This window comes from Duganella aquatilis (assembly GCF_009674565.1).
GTDB classification, from domain to species: domain Bacteria; phylum Pseudomonadota; class Gammaproteobacteria; order Burkholderiales; family Burkholderiaceae_D; genus Rugamonas; species Rugamonas aquatilis.
On the sequence record NZ_WKJL01000038.1, the window covers coordinates 1 to 15,725 of the forward strand.

Genomic DNA, 15,725 nt, shown 5'->3' on the forward strand with positions numbered 1-15,725 from the left:
CCGAGCACCGCGCCGCTCCACGCGGCCGCGCCCAGCAGCGGCGCGCAGGCCGTGCCCACGCACACCGCCAGCAGCAGCCAGCGGAAGCGCCGCCACAGCGGGTACAGCGCGGGGCCGGCCGCCAGCTGCCATACGTTTGTAATCGACGAAGGCACAATCAGCAGCGCGGCAGCTTCCAGCGGCGGCATGCGCAGGGTCAGCAGCGCCACCGCCACCGTCGGCAGTCCCATGCCCGTCACGCCCTTCACCAGGCCGGCCAGCACGAAAACCAGAGCAATAAATAAAGTATCCATGGCCGCCATTGTGCGCCGCCGGCCGGCCGCTGAAAATCTGGAATATACTGAGTCAGACTTCGGAAAAACCATAGGCTATGCGCTTCGACCTGACCGACCTGAAACTGTTCATCCACATCGCCGACAGCGGCAGCATCACGGCCGGCGCACAGCTGGCCCACCTTGCCCTGCCGTCGGCCAGCGCCCGCATCCGCGCCATGGAGGAAGCGCTCAACGTGCCGCTGCTGCAGCGCGGCCGGCGCGGCGCCGAGCCGACCGAGGCGGGCCGCACGCTGCTCCAGCACGCGCGCGCCATCACCCGCCAGGTGGAGGACATGCACGCCGACCTGGCGCAATTCGCCACCGGCCTCAAAGGCCAGGTGCGGCTGCTGTGCAACACCTCGGCCATGACCGAGTTCCTGCCGGACGCGCTGGCGGCCTTCCTGAAAGCGCATCCGCAGCTCAGCATCAACCTGGAGGAGCGCCTGAGCCGCGACATCGTGCAGGCGCTGGCCGACGGCGTCGCCGACATCGGCATCGTCAGCGATGCCAGCGACCACAGCGCGCTGCAAACCTTCCCCTTCCGCGCCGACCCGCTGGTGCTGGCCATGGCGCGCAGCCATCCGCTGGCGCAGGCGCTGGGCCACAAGCGCCACATCGCCTTCGGCGACGCGCTGGATCACGACTTCATCGGCCTGGCCGGCGACAGCGCGCTACAGCAGTACGCCGCCGAGCAGGCGGCAAGGCTGGGGCGGCGCATGCACTGCAAGATCCGGCTGCGCAGCTTCGAAGCCATCTGCCGCATGGCGGCCAGCGGCGCCGGGCTGGCGCTACTGCCCGCAACGGCGGCGCGCCGCAGCAGCGAAGACCTGCGCGTGGTGAAGTTGAGCGATGCCTGGGCCGACCGCAAGCTGCTGATCTGCGTGCGCGACCAGGCCGCCCTGCCCGGCTACGCGCGCGAACTGGTGGCGGCGCTGCGCAATCCGTCTTCAGGCTAGTCGGCGGTGTACGGCGCCCAGTTGATCGGCGCCACGTGGCCGGAATGCAGCACCGTCATGCCCGGCACGGCGGTGCGCACCCTGGCCTTGACCTCCTTGGCCGGACGGTCGTAAGGCGGCGGCTCGCCGGGAACGAAGGTCATGGTCCGCAGCAGCACGTCGCCGGTCAGCAGCTCCACCGTGCAGCGCGAGCCGCGTATCAAGGCGGACTTCTGCCGCTGCACCTGATCGACCTCGCCCTGCGCCTGCTCCTGCTGCACCTGCGCCGCCTTCATCGCCAGCGAAATCTTGGCGACCTGGCGCAGCGACGGCCCCACCGCCTCCGCCATTTTCTGGAACAGCGGCAGCTGCTCCGGCGTCAGCATCACCTCGCGCTTGCGCACGCGGGTGGCCAGCGTCAGGTAGTTGCGGACTTCGGTCTGGCTGGTGATGGCGTCCATCTCGGTCTTGCGCTCGTCCGCTTCGCGCGCCGCGTGCTGCACCTTGGGCTGCAGCTCGGCGATCTTCTTGTCGAACTTGGCGGTGTCCGGCACCAGCGCGTACAGCAGCATCTCGCTCTGCTTGCGCGGCCCGGCGTGGACGATCTCGATCTTGCGGGCGGCGATGGCACAGCCTTCGGCCACCTTGATCACCACTTCGTCCGCCATGATCTCGCAATTGCTGGCCTCCCCGATCACCACCCGGCTGCCGGTGATGATGCAGCTTTCGGCGCGCGCCAGCGCCACCTCGCCGCGTTTGGTCTGCAGCACCGCGCCCGAAGCCACGCCCTTGACGCGGATGCCGCCGTCGGCGTTGGTGACGGTGCCGCCCATCAGGTTCTTGCTCAGCGTGACGTCGCCGCCGCGCGAAGCGATGTTGCCGAACACGTCGCCGTGGATGGTGATGTTGCCGCCTTCGACCGAGCGCTGTTCCTGCACGTCGCCGAATTCCTCGTACTCGCCGGTCAGCTGCAGGTTGCCGGTGGTGCGCGCGCTGACGCCTTCACGGCTGATGATCTTGGGGCCGATCGACAGCCGCTTGCTGCCCGGGTCGACGCTGAGGAAGCCCTCCACCGCCGACACCAGGAATTCGCCGCTGCGCAGGTTCTCGATCACCGTGCCCTCGCCGGCCACGCTGGCCAGCTCGATATCGCGCGGCAGCGGCGGATCCAGCACCAGGCCGGAAAGCTCGAAACCGCGCACGCCCGGCGCGCGCGGCACCTTGCGCAGCAGCTTGACGTGCGGCTTCACCTGCGGAAAACGGTTCTGGAAGCTTTGCAGGTCCAGCCGGCCGTCGCCCTTGTCCTTGGGCGCATTGCTGCGGTGGATATCCTGCGACACCTCCACGATGGCGGCGTCCTTGCCGGGCACCGCGTTCAGGCGGCGCGCCACCACGATGCGCGCCAGCCGGCCGGTGGCGATGACGTCGCGCACCGCCGGCGCGTCGATGCCGAAGCGGATGCCCTTGACCCACATGTCGGCCACGAATTCGTCGAAGTTCAGGCGCGCCGGCTGCGGCGGCATGTCAGGCACGTCGAAGAACACCGGCTCGAAATAGTATTCCGCCTCGCCGTTGATGACCTTGACCGTCTTGTACAGGGCGCGGCGCGGCGCGTGGAACGGCTCGATGCTGTCGGCAAAGCGCAGCAGCGGCTTGTCGCGCAGGTTGTCCGGCAGGTCCGGGCCGACGTTGTACAGCATCTTGCTGAACACCGCGTAATCGAGGCCGGCGAAATAGCCGCTGCTCATGAAGACCTGGCTGATCGCCGACAGGCACGCCACGGCCGACGCATCGGCCTTGAAGTAGATGCCGTCGGCGCGCTTGACGATCGCTGCCGGGAGATCGCCTTCCGCAGTTGTTTCCAGCGCCGTAGCGTCGTCTGACACAGTTGAATCCCCAGGAAGATGTACGTCGGGCCGGCGCGCCATGGCACGCCCCCTTCACTTTTTGATGTTAGCCCAAGATTAGCATGTTACGCCGGGCGAGCGCCAGCCGCTTCAAGGAGACACCGGCCGCTGGCGCGAATTCAGGTGCCAGTCGAGCGAGCCGGCGCTGTCGGCAAACAGCAACTCGCCGCCCACCGGGGTGCCGCGCAGGCGCTGCTTCAGGTCCTTGGGCGGCAGCTGCCGCAGCGCCGCGGTGTCGCCGCCGAACGGCATGGTGCGCACCATGGTCTCGCCGCTGGCCAGGTGCAGGCCGCAGCGGGCGATGCCGGCCGCCTCCACCTTCTGCTCGATCACGCGCGCCAGCCGGTCGCCCAGCAGCTTGTGCTGGGTCATGCCGACTTGCAGTTCCAGCTTGTGCTTTTGCAGCGCCTTCATCTCCTCGTCCACCGCGCCGGCGATCTTGCGCAGGAACTGGCCCTGCTCCGGCGTCAGCACCAGCTCCTGGGTGCGCAGCTTGGCCGCCAGCGCCAGGTAGCGGCGCACGTCCGGCAGCGCCGCGATGCGCTCGGCCTCCTGCTGGTTGGTCTCGTTGGCCTGGGCGAAGCCGGCCAGCCGCGTTTCCAGCTCGGCGATCTCCTGGTCGAACTGCGTCACGTCCTTGACCAGCACATAGATGAGCATCTCGGTACGGCGGCGCGGCCCGGCGCTTTCCACTTCGACGTTGCGGCCGGCCACGGCGCAGCCTTCGGCCACCGACAGCAGCACCACGTCGCCGATGATCTCGCAGTTGGAGGCCTCCTCCACCGTCACGTTGACGCCGGAAATGACGCAGTTCTCGGCGCGCTGGATAGTGACGGCGCCGTTGGCCGCGTAGATCACCGCGTTGGACGCCACGCCGGCGATGGTGATGCTGCCGGCGGCGTTGTGCACGCTGCCGCTGACCAGGTTCTGGTCCAGCACCACGGTGCCGCCGCGCGAATGGATATTGCCGTAGACGTTGCCGTGCACCGTGATGTCGGTGCCGGTGACGTCGCGCTGCTCCTGCACGTCGCCGTATTCCTCGTAGGCGCCGGCCAGTTGCAGGTTGCCGGTGGTGCGTCCGCTGACGCCTTCCAGGCTGACGATTTTATCGGTGATGGAAATGCGGTTGGACTTGGCGTCGACGCTGAGGAAGCCCTCGCGGGTGGAGACCAGGTACTCGCCGTCCTCGAACATCCTGGCTTCGGTGCCCTCGCCGGCCAGGAAGCGCAGCGTCAGATCCTTGGGCGGCGCCGGCTCGGTCTTGCGGCCGGCCAGGTCGAAGCCCGGCAGCCCCGGCTCGGTCGGCAGCTTTTTCAGCAGCCGCATATCGGCCTTGATCTGCGGGAAGCGGTTCTGGAAGCTTTGCAGGTCGATGCGGCCGTCGGCGCGCGCCTTGGGGGCGTCGCTGCGGTGCAGGTCGGAGGAAATCTCGACCACGGTGGCGTCCTTGCCCGGCTCCGGTTCCAGGTCGGTGGCGAAGGTGATGCGGTCGGCCTTGGGCGAGGCCATGGCCGCCTTCACCGCCGCCACGTCGATGCCGAACTGGATGCCCTTGTTCCACATGTCGGCGATGAATTCGTCGATGTCCAGCTGCACCGGGCGCTCGGGAATCACGGTGCCGTCGGGCAGCGTCTCCTCGTCGAGGAACAGCGGCTGGAAGGTGTATTCGGCGTAGGACAGGCTGACCTTGGGGTTCTTGTACAGCGCCAGGCGGCCGCCGTCGAACACGCGCACCTCGTCGGCCAGGCGCAGCGCCTGCAGCGTGCCGGTATCCGGGCCGACGCCGTACAGCGCCTTCATCAGCGCGGCATAATCCAGCCCGGCCAGATACCAGCCGGAGCGGAACACATGCGCCACCGCCGCCGTCAGCGCCGGCTTGGGCATGCCCAGATCGATATAAATTCCGTCCGCGCGCTTCACCAACCCTATAGGCAGGCCAGTACCCGAAGCTTGTGGCTCCTGGCCGTCGGCTGGCGCTGCGGATGCAACGTCTTGAACCACGGTCTTCCTCCAAACGGCACGCATTCAGCCGGGAGGCGTTGCGTGTAATTAATTAATCTTACACGCAGACTATGGGAAAGATAGGGGAAATACGGCTGGAAACGCTACGAGTGTGAGGATATTGATACAAATCAATAGTACGCAAATAACAAACGTAGCGTTTAATTATCGCTAGTTGCCGTAGAATTAACGGCGCGGCGGATTGGCGTACAGATCCTGGCTGACTTCGTTGATCTGGCGGCGCAGGTCGCGGCGCTCGTCCGGCGTCATGCGGCCGACGCGGCGGCTCATCTCGGCGTTGCGGCTGGCGTCCTGCATGGCGCGGCGCTGCTCCTCGGCGCGCGCCTCGTAGCTGCGCGGGTCGAGCTGGCGGCCGTCGCCGGCGCGCGGCTGGTCGCCGCGCGGCGCGTTTGGTTGCGGCTGCTGTTGGTGCTGCTGCTCGCGGCGCGGACCGTTGGGACCATCGGGATCGGCGTGCGCCAAGCCGGCGGCCAGCAGGCCGCACAGCATTGCGGAAGCCACGGAGGATCGAACGCAAAAAGATGCGCTAGCTGCCGCGAATTTTCTTTTGTGATCGATGAACATGGCGTTCCCTGAAAAGCTGAATCTATGGCCGCAGTGTATGATGCTTTGACTGAGGCGGTAAGGCTAAATGGGTAAAGTTTGTAATAATTTGTAATGGGTCGTCCCGCACGCGTTTTCGCTGGACGAATATGACGTTACCATAGCAACATGAATAAGACAAATCTGGCAGCCAAATGACTACAACAACGACTGAATCCGGCAACAACGCCGCCGCGGGCCAAGGCCACGCGGCCAAGATCATGGTCGTCGACGATGACGTGCGACTGCGCGACCTGCTGCGCCGCTACCTGACGGAGCAAGGCTTCAACGTCTTCACCGCCGAAAGCGCGACCGCCATGAACAAGCTGTGGCTGCGCGAGCGCTACGACCTGCTGGTGCTGGACCTGATGCTGCCCGGCGAGGACGGCCTGTCGATCTGCCGCCGCCTGCGCGGCGCCGGCGACCAGACCCCGATCATCATGCTGACCGCCAAGGGCGAGGACGTGGACCGCATCGTCGGCCTGGAAATGGGCGCCGACGACTACCTGCCGAAGCCATTCAATCCGCGCGAGCTGGTGGCCCGTATCGGCGCCGTGCTGCGCCGCCGCGGCCCCGACGAAATTCCCGGCGCGCCGTCGGAAACCCCGCAAACCTTCGAGTTCGGCCAGTTCGTGCTGGACCTGGGCACGCGCACGCTGAAGAAAAACGGCGAGACCGTGCCGCTGACCACCGGCGAGTTCTCGGTGCTGAAGGTGTTCGCCCGCCACGCGCGCCAGCCGCTGTCGCGCGAAAAGCTGATGGAACTGGCGCGCGGCCGCGAATACGAAGTGTTCGACCGCAGCCTGGACGTGCAGATCTCGCGCCTGCGCAAGCTGATCGAGCCCGACCCTTCGAGCCCGCTGTACATCCAGACCGTGTGGGGCCTGGGCTACGTCTTCATCCCGGAGGGACAGCCACGTTAATCCGTGGACGCCTATGAAGTTGCCGTCGAAGTTACCCTTTGGCCTGCGCCTGGCCAGCCTGAAAAGCGGCTTGTTCTGGCGCACCTTCTTCCTGCTCGGCGCCCTCACCACCACCAGCATGACGGCGTGGGTCGGCATGATCAGCGTGGTGCAGCACGAGCCGCAGGTGCAGCAGATTTCCGCCCAGGTGATCTCGGTGGTCACCATCACCCACGCCGCCCTCACCCACGCCGCGCCGGAATTGCGGCGCGAGCTGCTGTTCGACCTGGTGGCCAATGAAGGCATCCGCGTGTTCACGCTGGAGGAGGACGACCAGGTCGCGCCGCCGGCCGACAACGCGCTGATGCCGGACATCGAAAAGCTGGTCAAGGCCAAGCTGGGCGCCGACACGCGCTTCTCGTCCAAGGTCAACGGCGTGTCCGGCTTCTGGGTCAGCTTCAAGATCGACGACGACCTGTACTGGCTGATGCTGGAGCGCGAACGCATCCGCGGCCTGACCGGCATCCAGTGGCTGGGCTGGGCCAGCGTGGTGTCGGTGGTGTCGCTGCTGGGCGCCGCCTTCATCTCCAGCCTGATCAACCTGCCGCTGCGCCGCCTGACCCAGGCCACGCGCGACTTCGCCCAGGGCAAGCGCCCGGCGCCGCTGCCGGAACGCGGCCCGATCGAAATCATGGAAGCCAACCGCAGCTTCAACCAGATGGTGGACGATTTGCAGCAGGTCGAATCCGACCGCGCCGTGATCCTGGCCGGCATCTCGCACGACCTGCGCACGCCGCTGGCGCGCATGCAGCTGGAAGTGGAAATGGCCAACCTGTCGCAGGAGGCGCGCGAAGGCATGCAGTCCGACATCGGCCAGATGGACGCCATCATCGGCCAGTTCCTCGACTACGCCAAGCCGACCGAATCGTCCAGCTTCGTCAACGTCGACATCAGCGAGCTGCTGACCGACACCGCGCACGAAGTCTCGCGCCTGCCCGACATCCGCATCAACACCGACATCGCGCCCGGCGCGCACGTGATGGGCAACGCCACCGACATCAAGCGCGTGATCAACAACCTGATCGAAAACGCCCGCCGCTACGGCAAGAGCGCCGACAGCGAGCACACCGAGATCGACATCAAGTGCAGCGTCAAGGGCATGCACGCGTCCAAGCGCGTGACCATCGAGGTGCAGGACCATGGCCCCGGCGTGCCGGAAGAACAGATCGAACAGTTGCTCAAGCCCTTCACCCGGCTCGACGCCGCGCGCGGCCAGGCCAATGGCGCCGGCCTCGGGCTGGCGATCGTCGACCGCGTGATCACGCGCCACGGCGCCGAACTGCTGGTGCGCAACCGCGAAGGCGGCGGCCTGCTGATCCAGATCGTGATGAAGGCCTTGTGATGCGGCGCGCCGTTCTTTGCGCCGCGCTGCTTGCGGCCGGCGCGGCACAGGCAGGCACGCCGGCGCGGACGCCGGTGCAGGAGCGCGAACCGAGCGACGAGGAGCGCAGCTCGTTCACCGACTACTATCGCGAACAGGTGCCGGCCCAGGTCAGCGGCGGACCGTCGCTGTTTGCGCCCGCCTTCGACATCCAGCGCCGGCGCGGCGAACCGTGGCGCGTAATCGCGCGCGTCGATTCCTCGCCACGCCACTACACGCCGGAACTGTGCCGCCAGGTCCGCACCAGCTACATCTACGACGCCAGCGCGCCCAAGGGCGAACGCTGGACACCGTCGGCCGCCGCGCCGGAATGGCAGGTCTGGCTGGCGACGCCAAAAGTGATCTGCACCGCCGCCCAATACACGGTGCAGATGCATCCTGCCGTGCGCACCGACGACGTCACCGCCCTGCTGCGCCAGCACAAGGAGCTGCTGGCGCGCGCGCGGCTGCTGTTCGCGGGGAATTCAAGCTGTGCGCGTCAGCGCGCGCTGACCTTCCGCCTCAGCGCCGTCGAGCCGGCACCGCCGGCCAGCGGAGCGCCGGTCATGCTCGGCATGGTGTTCGACAGCGACCGCGACACGCGCGTGCGCGTGGGCGTACGCAAGAGCCGCGGCGAATACGTGGCCTGGAGCGTCAACTGCTCTGCTGACTCTGCCGGTTGATCGGATGTTCCGGCGGCTCCAGCAGCTTGGTCATCAATAGTTCCACCGAACCGTAGCCGTACAGCGAGTCCGCCTCCAGCCCCTGCGTTTCATACGGCACGGATTCCTCGCGCTCGGAGCGGCTCGGATCGGCGTCGGCATAGGTCACGCGCCAGGCGCGCTTGAGGGCGTCGGCGCGGCGCAGGAACTGCGGCACCGGCCACGCGGCGGGATTCCACACGTCGATATCGCCCAGCACGCGCCAGTGGCCGCTGACCAGCGCCATGTCGCCGCAACGCAGCACCTTGACCGCGTCCTGCGGCTGCAAGGTGTTCAACTGCTCCAGCGTGGGAAAGCCCGGCAGCTTGGGACCGAACAGATACGCCAGCATGATCTTGCTGCCCGGCGACAGTCGCGCCACCAGCCCCCAACCGTAGCCGCCGTCCAGCAACGGCACGGCAAACCAGCTCCCCTCTTGATACGACTGCTTCATTCAAACCCTTTCAACCACCGCCCAGCGGCGCAAGTCGGAAGTGTAGCGACGCCACGCAAAACACGGCGCACGGCATCGCCGCAACGGAACCGCATGACATCTGTGTTACACTGCGGCTTCGCTAGGGGTCCTGGGAACGTCGTTTCCGGGTGAGAGATACCCTTCGTACCTGATCTGGATAATGCCAGCGAAGGAAAGCGCAAAAGTGGTTCTCCCCTCCTTTGATGGCTCTCTTCGCCGGCTCCCAGCCGAACAAGTAGAGAGCAGATATGTCCACACCAAACTTTGCAGTGTCCGCCATCGCGTTGGCGGTTTTACAGATGACTTCCGGCGCCGTCCGCGCCGAAGATCCCGACCAGGCCATGCAGGAAGTCGTCGTCAACGGCGCCAAGCTGCGCGCCGCCTCGGCCTCGGTGGCCGGCTTCGGCAGCGCGCCGCTGCTGGAAACGCCGGCCTCGGTCAGCGTGCTGACCTCGCAGCAGATGCTGGACCTGCAAATCCGCTCCACCACCGACGCCGCCAAGTTCGATGCCAGCCTGAGCGACGCGTACAACGCGGTCGGCTACGCCGAGCAGTTCTCCATCCGCGGCTTCAAGCTGGACAACGAATCCAGCTACCGCAAGGACGGCATGGCGATCACCGGCGACACCCAGATCCCGCTGGAGAACAAGGAACGCCTGGAAGTGCTGAAAGGCCTGTCCGGCCTGCAGGCCGGCGTGTCGGCGCCGGGCGGCATCGTCAACTACGTCACCAAGCGCCCGACCGACACGCCGCTGCGCACCGTGGTACTGGAAGAGCGCGAGCGCGGCAACCTGTACGGCGCGGTCGACCTCGGCGGCCGCTTCGACAACAGCGATTTCGGCTACCGCATCAACGCCGCCGCCGAGCGCTTGCGTTCCTACATCAAGGGCGCCGAGGGCAACCGCAAGTTCGTCTCGGCCGCCTTCGACTGGCGCATCTCGCCGCAGGCGCTGCTGCAAGTCGACGCCGACTACCAGCGCAAGTCGCAGGTCACCGCGCCGGGCTACCAGTTGCTGAACAACGCCACGCTGCCGAACGTGCCGGCCGACCAGCTGCTCAACGACCAGCCGTGGAGCCGTCCGGTGGAAACCACCAGCAGCAACGTCGGCGCCCGCTTCGAGTACAAGTTCTCGCCGGCGTGGAACGCCACCCTCAGCGCCAACCAGCACAACTTCAAGCGCGACGACTACACCGCCTTCCCTTACGGCTGCGGCGCGCAGGATCTGTATCCCGGCTTCTGCGGCAACGGCGACTACGACGTCTACAACTACATCAGCCTGGGCGAGAAAAAATCGCCGCTGACGGCGCAGGCGCTGCTGCAAGGCCGCTTCGCCACCGGCGCGCTGACGCACGAATTCACCGGCGGCGCATCGTTCTTCAAGAACAGCGAAAAATGGGGCGACTACCTGTACGACTGGTCCGGCACCAGCAACATCTACCATCCTGTGGTGGTGGCGCCGGCGCCCGGCAGCAGCGGACCGGTCTCGGAACGCCGCCGCGACAACGAGCGCGCGCTGTTCGCGCAGGACATCCTGGGTCTGACCGAACAACTGAAGCTGCACGCCGGCGCGCGCTACGTCAAACTGAAACGTGACGAATACGTCGGCACCGACGACGATGGCGCCGTGCTGCCGTATGCGCACACCGACATCGGCTTCTGGCTGCCGAACGTGGCGCTGGTGTACAAGGTGCGTCCGAACGTCTCGACCTATGTGTCGTACGCGCAGGGCCTGGAGCATGGCGGCGTGGCGCCGATGGGCACCGTCAACGAGCACCGCGCGCTGGACCCGAGCAAGTCGAAACAGGTGGAAGTGGGCGTCAAGGCCGACATTCGCCAGGATTTGAGCGCCTCCGTGTCGCTGTTCCAGATCCGCAAAGGCCTGGAATACACCGACGCCGCCAACGCTTACGTGCGCAACGGCGAAGCGCAGAACCGCGGCCTGGAAATGGCGCTGGCCGGCCGCGCCACGCGCGAGCTGACGGTGGGCGTCTCGGCCACCGCGCTGAACACCCGGCAAAGCGGCACCGGCTCGGCGGACCTGGACGGCAAGCGCGTGACCGACGTCGCCGCCTTCAAGTCATCGGTGTATGCGGATTACGCGCTGCCGCAGGTGCAGGGCCTGAGCGTGGGCGCCAGCTGGCAGTACTCGGGCAAGAAAGCCTTCGACGCCGCCAACACGGTGTTCGTGCCGTCCTACCACGTGGTCAACCTGACGGCGTCGTACGCCACCCGCCTCGGCAACGTCGGCACCACCTTCCGCGCCGGCATCGACAACGCCTTCGACAAGTTCTACTGGCGCGACGTCACGCCGGACCTGGGCGGCTACCTGATGCCGGGCGCCTCGCGCACCTTCCGCGTGTCGGCGACCTTCGATCTCTAGAAGATCAGCTGCGCGCGCATCGAAAAACTTTTTGCTGCGCGCGCCGAATTCCTGCCGATCAGATAGGCGAATTCATACTTCAATTCCTGCCGCCCGATGTCGGTGTGGCCGCCGACCATCGGCCCGGCGCGGTGCGACTGCTGCTTGTACGGCGACCAGTCGTTCCACTTCCCCACTTCGCCGAAGGCCTGCACGCCGGGCTGGAACCACGGCTTCCAGTTGTGCTTTACCTGCAGCTGGTAAGTCAGCTCGGTCGGATTCGGCCCGGAGACGGTGTGGTAGTCGCGCTGGAAGAACAGGTTTGCGTTGAACTGGGTGCGGCCGATTTCCGTTTGCAGCACCGGCCCCCACTCCAGCATGTAGCCGTTGTCGCGGTCGTGCGAGCGCTCCACCTTGGTGTGCAGCGCCAGGTCGAAGTCGTACTGGCCCTGGGTCAGCATGTAGTCGTTCTGCCAGGCGGTGGCGGTGCGTTGCGTGCCGCCGCCGTTGCGCGTGAACCATTCCTCGTAGATCTCGGTGTACCAGCGCGACGTGACGCCGTAGCCGACGCCGATTTCCGGCGACGCCGTGGTTCGGCCGCTGTATTGGGCGTGCCAGTATTTGTAGTCGATGGAAGTCTGGCCTTCCACGTCGTAGGTGGAGACCAGGTAATAGCCGGTATCGGCCAGCGCCAGCGGAGTAACCAATATCGATAACGCCGCCAACCGCTTGATCATAGATACCCTGAAGCCCGTAATATGCGTTGATCGGGATCGCCCGATATCAGCAGATAGGGTATCCCACGCGCCGCCAGTTCGTCCAGCAGCAAGCGGTTGACGATGACGCTGACCTCCTCGTTCTCGCGCTGCAAACCGTCGGCCACCCAGGGGATGTCGGGCGCCGTCACCAGCGTCAGGGCGTAATCGCGCTGGTGCGCGTCCGCCAGCAGCGCCAGTTCGGCGTCGATGCCGCCGAAATAATGGCGGCTGTAGACCGCCGTCATCAGCGGCGTAGTGTCGCAAAAAAGATACTTTCCGGCCTGCTGCGCGGCGGCGTCCTCGCGCTGGCGCTGCGTGCGGGCGATGTGGATCTGGTCCGCCGCCACCGGCACGCGGCCTTCGGTGTCGACGAATTCGCGCAGGTATTCCGGCACCCACACGGTGCCGTAGCGCGCCGCCAGCGCCTCGGCCAGCGTGGTCTTGCCGGACGACGCGGTGCCGAGGATGGCGATGCGCCGCGGCGTCATTCCAGCGCCAGCCGGCGGCCGCCGGCGTGGCTGTCGCCGCTCCAGGCGCGCAGGCCGATGACCGCCATGCCGACGAAGATGGCGTACAAAATCGCCGTCAGCATCAGGTGCTTGTGCAGGTACAGCGCCACGTACAGCACGTCGACGATGATCCACACGTGCCAGTTCTCGATCTTCTTACGCGACAGCAGCAGTTGGCCGACCAGCGAACCGGCGGTCAGGAAGCCGTCCGAGTTCGGCACGTCGGTATCGGTATAGGACTTGAGGAACCAGGCCAGCAGCGCGAAGCCGACCAGCCAGGCGCCGGCGGCGCTCCAGCGGCCGCGCGCGTCGAGCGACGTCACCGGCAGCCTGGCGTGGCTGTCGTCGCCGTGCAGCCACTGATACCAGCCGAAGATCGACACCGCGATGAACACCAGCTGCAGGCCCATGTCGCCGTACAGGCGCGAACCGTAGAACACCAGGCCGTAGGTGGCCGACGAGATGATGGCGAACAGCCAGCCCCAGTGGCTCTGGCGGATGTTCAACCACACCGTGGCCACCGACAGCAGGAACGACAGCAGCTCCAGCGGGGTCGTGGCAAATACTGCCAGGTGCAGCGGCATATTCGCGTAACCCAGCAGGAGCGTCATTGCGTTCATTTTTTAGGATATTTGATGGTCATTTCTTTGAGCACGTTGTCGGCGTGATCCACTTCCGACATCACCCACAGCATATACCGGATATCCAGGTGGATGGCGCGGGTGATGTCGGTGTCGAAATACCAGTCCTTGGTGATCGACTCGTAGGTGGAATCGAAGTTCAGGCCTATCAGCTCGCCGTTCTTGTTCATCACCGCCGAACCGGAGTTGCCGCCGGTGGTGTCGGCGCTGGTCAGGAAGTCGACCGGCACGGTGCCCAGCACCGGGTCCTTGAACTGGCCGTAGCGCTTGGCCTTGATCGCATCCAGCAGCTTGGCCGGCGCGTTGAACGGCTCCTTGCCGGTGTTCTTCTCGACGATGCCTTCGATGGTGGTGAACGGTCCCTTGGTGACGCCATCCTTCGGCGAGTACGGCGCCACGGTGCCGTAGGTCACGCGCAGCGTCGAATTCGCGTCAGGATAGACCGGCTTGCCCTGCGATTTCTTGAACGCGATCACGGCCGCCATGTATTGCGGGATCACGCGTTCCAGGTTGCCGTCCAGTTCCTTGCGGCGTTCCTTCAGCGACTGCGACACGCCGTCGACCTTCACCGCCAGCTTGATGAAGGCGTCGTCCGACGCCGCCACCGTGGCGGCGTCCTTGCCCACCCACGCCAGGCGCTTGGCGGTGTCGCCCAGCTGCGATTGCGCGTACAGCGCCGGCACCGCGGCCACCGATGGCAGCAGCGCATCCAGGCCGGTCACGTGCATCGACTTCGGCAGCGCGGCGTAGCGTTGCAGCGCGGCGGTGAAGCGCGCCTGATCGACGCTGCCCACATACGACTGCTCCAGGCGATTCAGGCGCGCCTTGATGAAGCCCAGGTCGCGCTGCTGGTAGCCCAGTTCACGCTCGGCGTCCGGCTTGGCGCTTTCCTGCGCCAGGCGATACAGCGTGGCGCCCGACTTCAGCAGGTCGCTGGTGATGGCGACGCTGTGGCCGAATTCCTCGTCGCTCAGCGCGATGTCGGCGGCGATCAGGCTGTCCAGCTCCGTCAGCATGGTCTTCGACACGCCCGGCTGCCTGGCGTACCAGGCGCGGAATTCGGCGTCCTGCACGTCCTTGATGGCGGCGATGTCCTTGCGCGCGAAGCCGTCCATCAGGCCGCGGGTTTTCTTCATCACGTTATTGAGGCTCTTGACCACGCTGGCGTAGCGCACCGCGTTGCCTTCGTTGTCCTTGGTGGCGGCGGCGATCACGTCCAGGTCGGACTGGATTTCCGCGGCCTTGGCCGGATAGGCGGCGTCGCGCGCGTAGCGGATTTCCGACGGCAGCTTGTAGCGGCTGGTGCGGCCAGGATAGCCGGCCAGCAGCACCGGGTCGCCGTTCTTCAGGCCCGCGGCCGACACCACTAGGAAGTCCTTCGAGTGGTAAGGCACGTTGTCCGGCGACGGATCGGCCGGACGGCCGTCCTTGCCAACGTAGGCGCGCAGGAACGAGTAGTCGCCCACGTGGCGCGGCCATTCGTAGTTGTCGATGTCGCCGCCGAAGTCGCCGATCGAATTGGCCGGCGCGTACACCAGCCGCACGTCGCGTATCATCATCTGGCGGATACGGTAGTATTCCAGGCCGCGATGGAAGGCCGGCACCGAGCAGCGGTAGCTCTTGTCGCTCTCGCACTCGGCGACCAGCGCCTTGACCGCCTTGTCCACCGCTTCGCTGCGCTGCTTGCCGCTCATGGTCGGCGTGATGTCCTTCAGCACGCGGCTGGTGACGTTTTCCACCTTGTCGGTGACATACACCAGCGTGTTCGGGCCGCCCGCCAGCTCGTCGGCGCGGGTCTTGGCCAGGTAGCCGTTGGCGATGTAATTGTGTTCAGGCGTGGAATTGCGCTGGATGGCGCCATAGGCGCAATGGTGATTGGTCACAATCAGGCCGGCGTCCGACACGAACGACGCCGAGCAGCCGCCCAGCGACACGATGGCGCTCATCGGGTGCTTGGACAGATCGGCCAGTTTTTCCGCCGGGATGGCGATGCCGATGCGTTTCAGTTCGGATTTCAGTTGCGGCAGCTGGTACGGCTGCCATTGGCCTTCGTCGGCGGATGCGCCGGTTGCGCACAGCAGCGCGGCAGGAATCACTAAATATTTTAACAAGATATGGCCCCAGATTGAATTCGGCGCCAGCATTATAAATCGAAGCGCAGCGCCAGCCAACGCAGACCGCCAGCGGCCTGCGTTGGCG

The 15,725-nt window shown here is 66.1% G+C and carries 14 protein-coding genes and 1 riboswitch; of the genes, 5 read left to right on the plus strand and 9 right to left on the minus strand.

Translation table 11 applies throughout. The features are described 5' to 3' along the window. A partial coding sequence (locus tag GJ698_RS28340; RefSeq protein ID WP_371865463.1) for a TSUP family transporter occupies positions 1-293 on the minus strand: 293 nt, incomplete at its 3' end. Between the two features lie 77 nt (positions 294-370). Between GJ698_RS28340 and GJ698_RS28345 the strand changes: the two genes are divergently transcribed. Continuing rightward, complete coding sequence (locus GJ698_RS28345; protein ID WP_154361204.1) at positions 371-1,270, plus strand: LysR family transcriptional regulator; 900 nt, start codon at positions 371-373, stop codon at positions 1,268-1,270. On the opposite strand, the gene GJ698_RS28350 is transcribed toward GJ698_RS28345, so the two are convergent. The 3 genes from GJ698_RS28350 to GJ698_RS28360 all read right to left on the minus strand — a co-directional run bounded on the left by GJ698_RS28350 (position 1,267) and on the right by GJ698_RS28360 (position 5,679). Beyond that, positions 1,267-3,135: a flagellar assembly protein A gene (locus GJ698_RS28350; RefSeq protein WP_371865464.1), complete on the minus strand. Its 1,869-nt coding sequence runs from the start codon at positions 3,133-3,135 to the stop codon at positions 1,267-1,269. The genes GJ698_RS28345 and GJ698_RS28350 overlap by 4 nt on opposite strands. 111 nt (positions 3,136-3,246) lie before the next feature. Then, positions 3,247-5,157, minus strand: a complete 1,911-nt coding sequence (locus GJ698_RS28355; RefSeq protein WP_371865465.1) for a flagellar assembly protein A — start codon at positions 5,155-5,157, stop codon at positions 3,247-3,249. Positions 5,158-5,343: 186 nt separating this feature from the next. Beyond that, positions 5,344-5,679, minus strand: a complete 336-nt coding sequence (locus GJ698_RS28360) for a hypothetical protein (protein WP_371865466.1) — start codon at positions 5,677-5,679, stop codon at positions 5,344-5,346. Positions 5,680-5,915: 236 nt separating this feature from the next. On the opposite strand from GJ698_RS28360, the gene ompR reads away from it, so the two are divergent. The 3 genes from ompR to GJ698_RS28375 are packed head-to-tail and all read left to right on the plus strand — an operon-like array spanning position 5,916 to position 8,765. Beyond that, positions 5,916-6,683: an osmolarity response regulator transcription factor OmpR gene (ompR, locus tag GJ698_RS28365; RefSeq protein WP_154361205.1), complete on the plus strand. Its 768-nt coding sequence runs from the start codon at positions 5,916-5,918 to the stop codon at positions 6,681-6,683. A 13-nt stretch (positions 6,684-6,696) separates the two neighbouring features. Next, positions 6,697-8,064, plus strand: coding sequence for an ATP-binding protein (locus GJ698_RS28370; RefSeq protein WP_154361206.1), 1,368 nt, complete (start codon positions 6,697-6,699; stop codon positions 8,062-8,064). Continuing rightward, complete coding sequence (locus tag GJ698_RS28375; RefSeq protein ID WP_154361207.1) at positions 8,064-8,765, plus strand: hypothetical protein; 702 nt, start codon at positions 8,064-8,066, stop codon at positions 8,763-8,765. The genes GJ698_RS28370 and GJ698_RS28375 overlap by 1 nt, the downstream gene beginning before the upstream one ends. On the opposite strand, the gene GJ698_RS28380 is transcribed toward GJ698_RS28375, so the two are convergent. After that, positions 8,737-9,237: an Imm26 family immunity protein gene (locus tag GJ698_RS28380; RefSeq protein ID WP_154361208.1), complete on the minus strand. Its 501-nt coding sequence runs from the start codon at positions 9,235-9,237 to the stop codon at positions 8,737-8,739. The genes GJ698_RS28375 and GJ698_RS28380 overlap by 29 nt on opposite strands. 113 nt (positions 9,238-9,350) lie before the next feature. Next, a riboswitch (TPP riboswitch) is annotated at positions 9,351-9,450 on the plus strand. A 56-nt stretch (positions 9,451-9,506) separates the two neighbouring features. Here GJ698_RS28380 and GJ698_RS28385 point away from each other — a divergent pair. Continuing rightward, positions 9,507-11,639: a TonB-dependent siderophore receptor gene (locus GJ698_RS28385; protein WP_154361209.1), complete on the plus strand. Its 2,133-nt coding sequence runs from the start codon at positions 9,507-9,509 to the stop codon at positions 11,637-11,639. Here the strand turns inward: GJ698_RS28385 and GJ698_RS28390 are convergent. From GJ698_RS28390 to GJ698_RS28405, 4 genes are read right to left on the minus strand one after another with little or no spacing between them, the layout of a single operon-like run. Beyond that, the gene (locus GJ698_RS28390; protein WP_154361210.1) at positions 11,636-12,355 is read right to left on the minus strand and encodes a hypothetical protein; all 720 of its coding nucleotides are present in this window, start codon (positions 12,353-12,355) and stop codon (positions 11,636-11,638) included. The two genes, GJ698_RS28385 and GJ698_RS28390, sit on opposite strands and share 4 nt — an antisense overlap. Next, positions 12,352-12,864, minus strand: a complete 513-nt coding sequence (locus GJ698_RS28395) for an AAA family ATPase (RefSeq protein ID WP_154361211.1) — start codon at positions 12,862-12,864, stop codon at positions 12,352-12,354. Before GJ698_RS28395 ends, GJ698_RS28390 begins: the two co-directional genes overlap by 4 nt. Then, positions 12,861-13,496, minus strand: coding sequence for a nicotinamide riboside transporter PnuC (pnuC, locus tag GJ698_RS28400; protein ID WP_229260205.1), 636 nt, complete (start codon positions 13,494-13,496; stop codon positions 12,861-12,863). The genes GJ698_RS28395 and pnuC overlap by 4 nt, the downstream gene beginning before the upstream one ends. A 5-nt stretch (positions 13,497-13,501) precedes the next feature. Continuing rightward, positions 13,502-15,670 (minus strand): S46 family peptidase, encoded by a 2,169-nt coding sequence (locus tag GJ698_RS28405; protein WP_154361212.1) that lies wholly within the window; start codon positions 15,668-15,670, stop codon positions 13,502-13,504. Positions 15,671-15,725: the final 55 nt, after the last annotated feature.

Bases quoted from the DNA above. Each gene is read 5' to 3' on its own strand.
- GJ698_RS28345 (WP_154361204.1), top strand. From the start codon at position 371: ATGCGCTTCGACCTGACCGACCTGAAACTGTTCATCCACATCGCCGAC.
- ompR (WP_154361205.1), top strand. From the start codon at position 5,916: ATGACTACAACAACGACTGAATCCGGCAACAACGCCGCCGCGGGCCAA.
- GJ698_RS28370 (WP_154361206.1), top strand. From the start codon at position 6,697: ATGAAGTTGCCGTCGAAGTTACCCTTTGGCCTGCGCCTGGCCAGCCTG.
- GJ698_RS28375 (WP_154361207.1), top strand. From the start codon at position 8,064: ATGCGGCGCGCCGTTCTTTGCGCCGCGCTGCTTGCGGCCGGCGCGGCA.
- GJ698_RS28380 (WP_154361208.1), bottom strand. From the start codon at position 9,237: ATGAAGCAGTCGTATCAAGAGGGGAGCTGGTTTGCCGTGCCGTTGCTG.
- GJ698_RS28385 (WP_154361209.1), top strand. From the start codon at position 9,507: ATGTCCACACCAAACTTTGCAGTGTCCGCCATCGCGTTGGCGGTTTTA.
- GJ698_RS28390 (WP_154361210.1), bottom strand. From the start codon at position 12,355: ATGATCAAGCGGTTGGCGGCGTTATCGATATTGGTTACTCCGCTGGCG.
- GJ698_RS28395 (WP_154361211.1), bottom strand. From the start codon at position 12,864: ATGACGCCGCGGCGCATCGCCATCCTCGGCACCGCGTCGTCCGGCAAG.
- pnuC (WP_229260205.1), bottom strand. From the start codon at position 13,496: ATGACGCTCCTGCTGGGTTACGCGAATATGCCGCTGCACCTGGCAGTA.
- GJ698_RS28405 (WP_154361212.1), bottom strand. From the start codon at position 15,670: ATGCTGGCGCCGAATTCAATCTGGGGCCATATCTTGTTAAAATATTTA.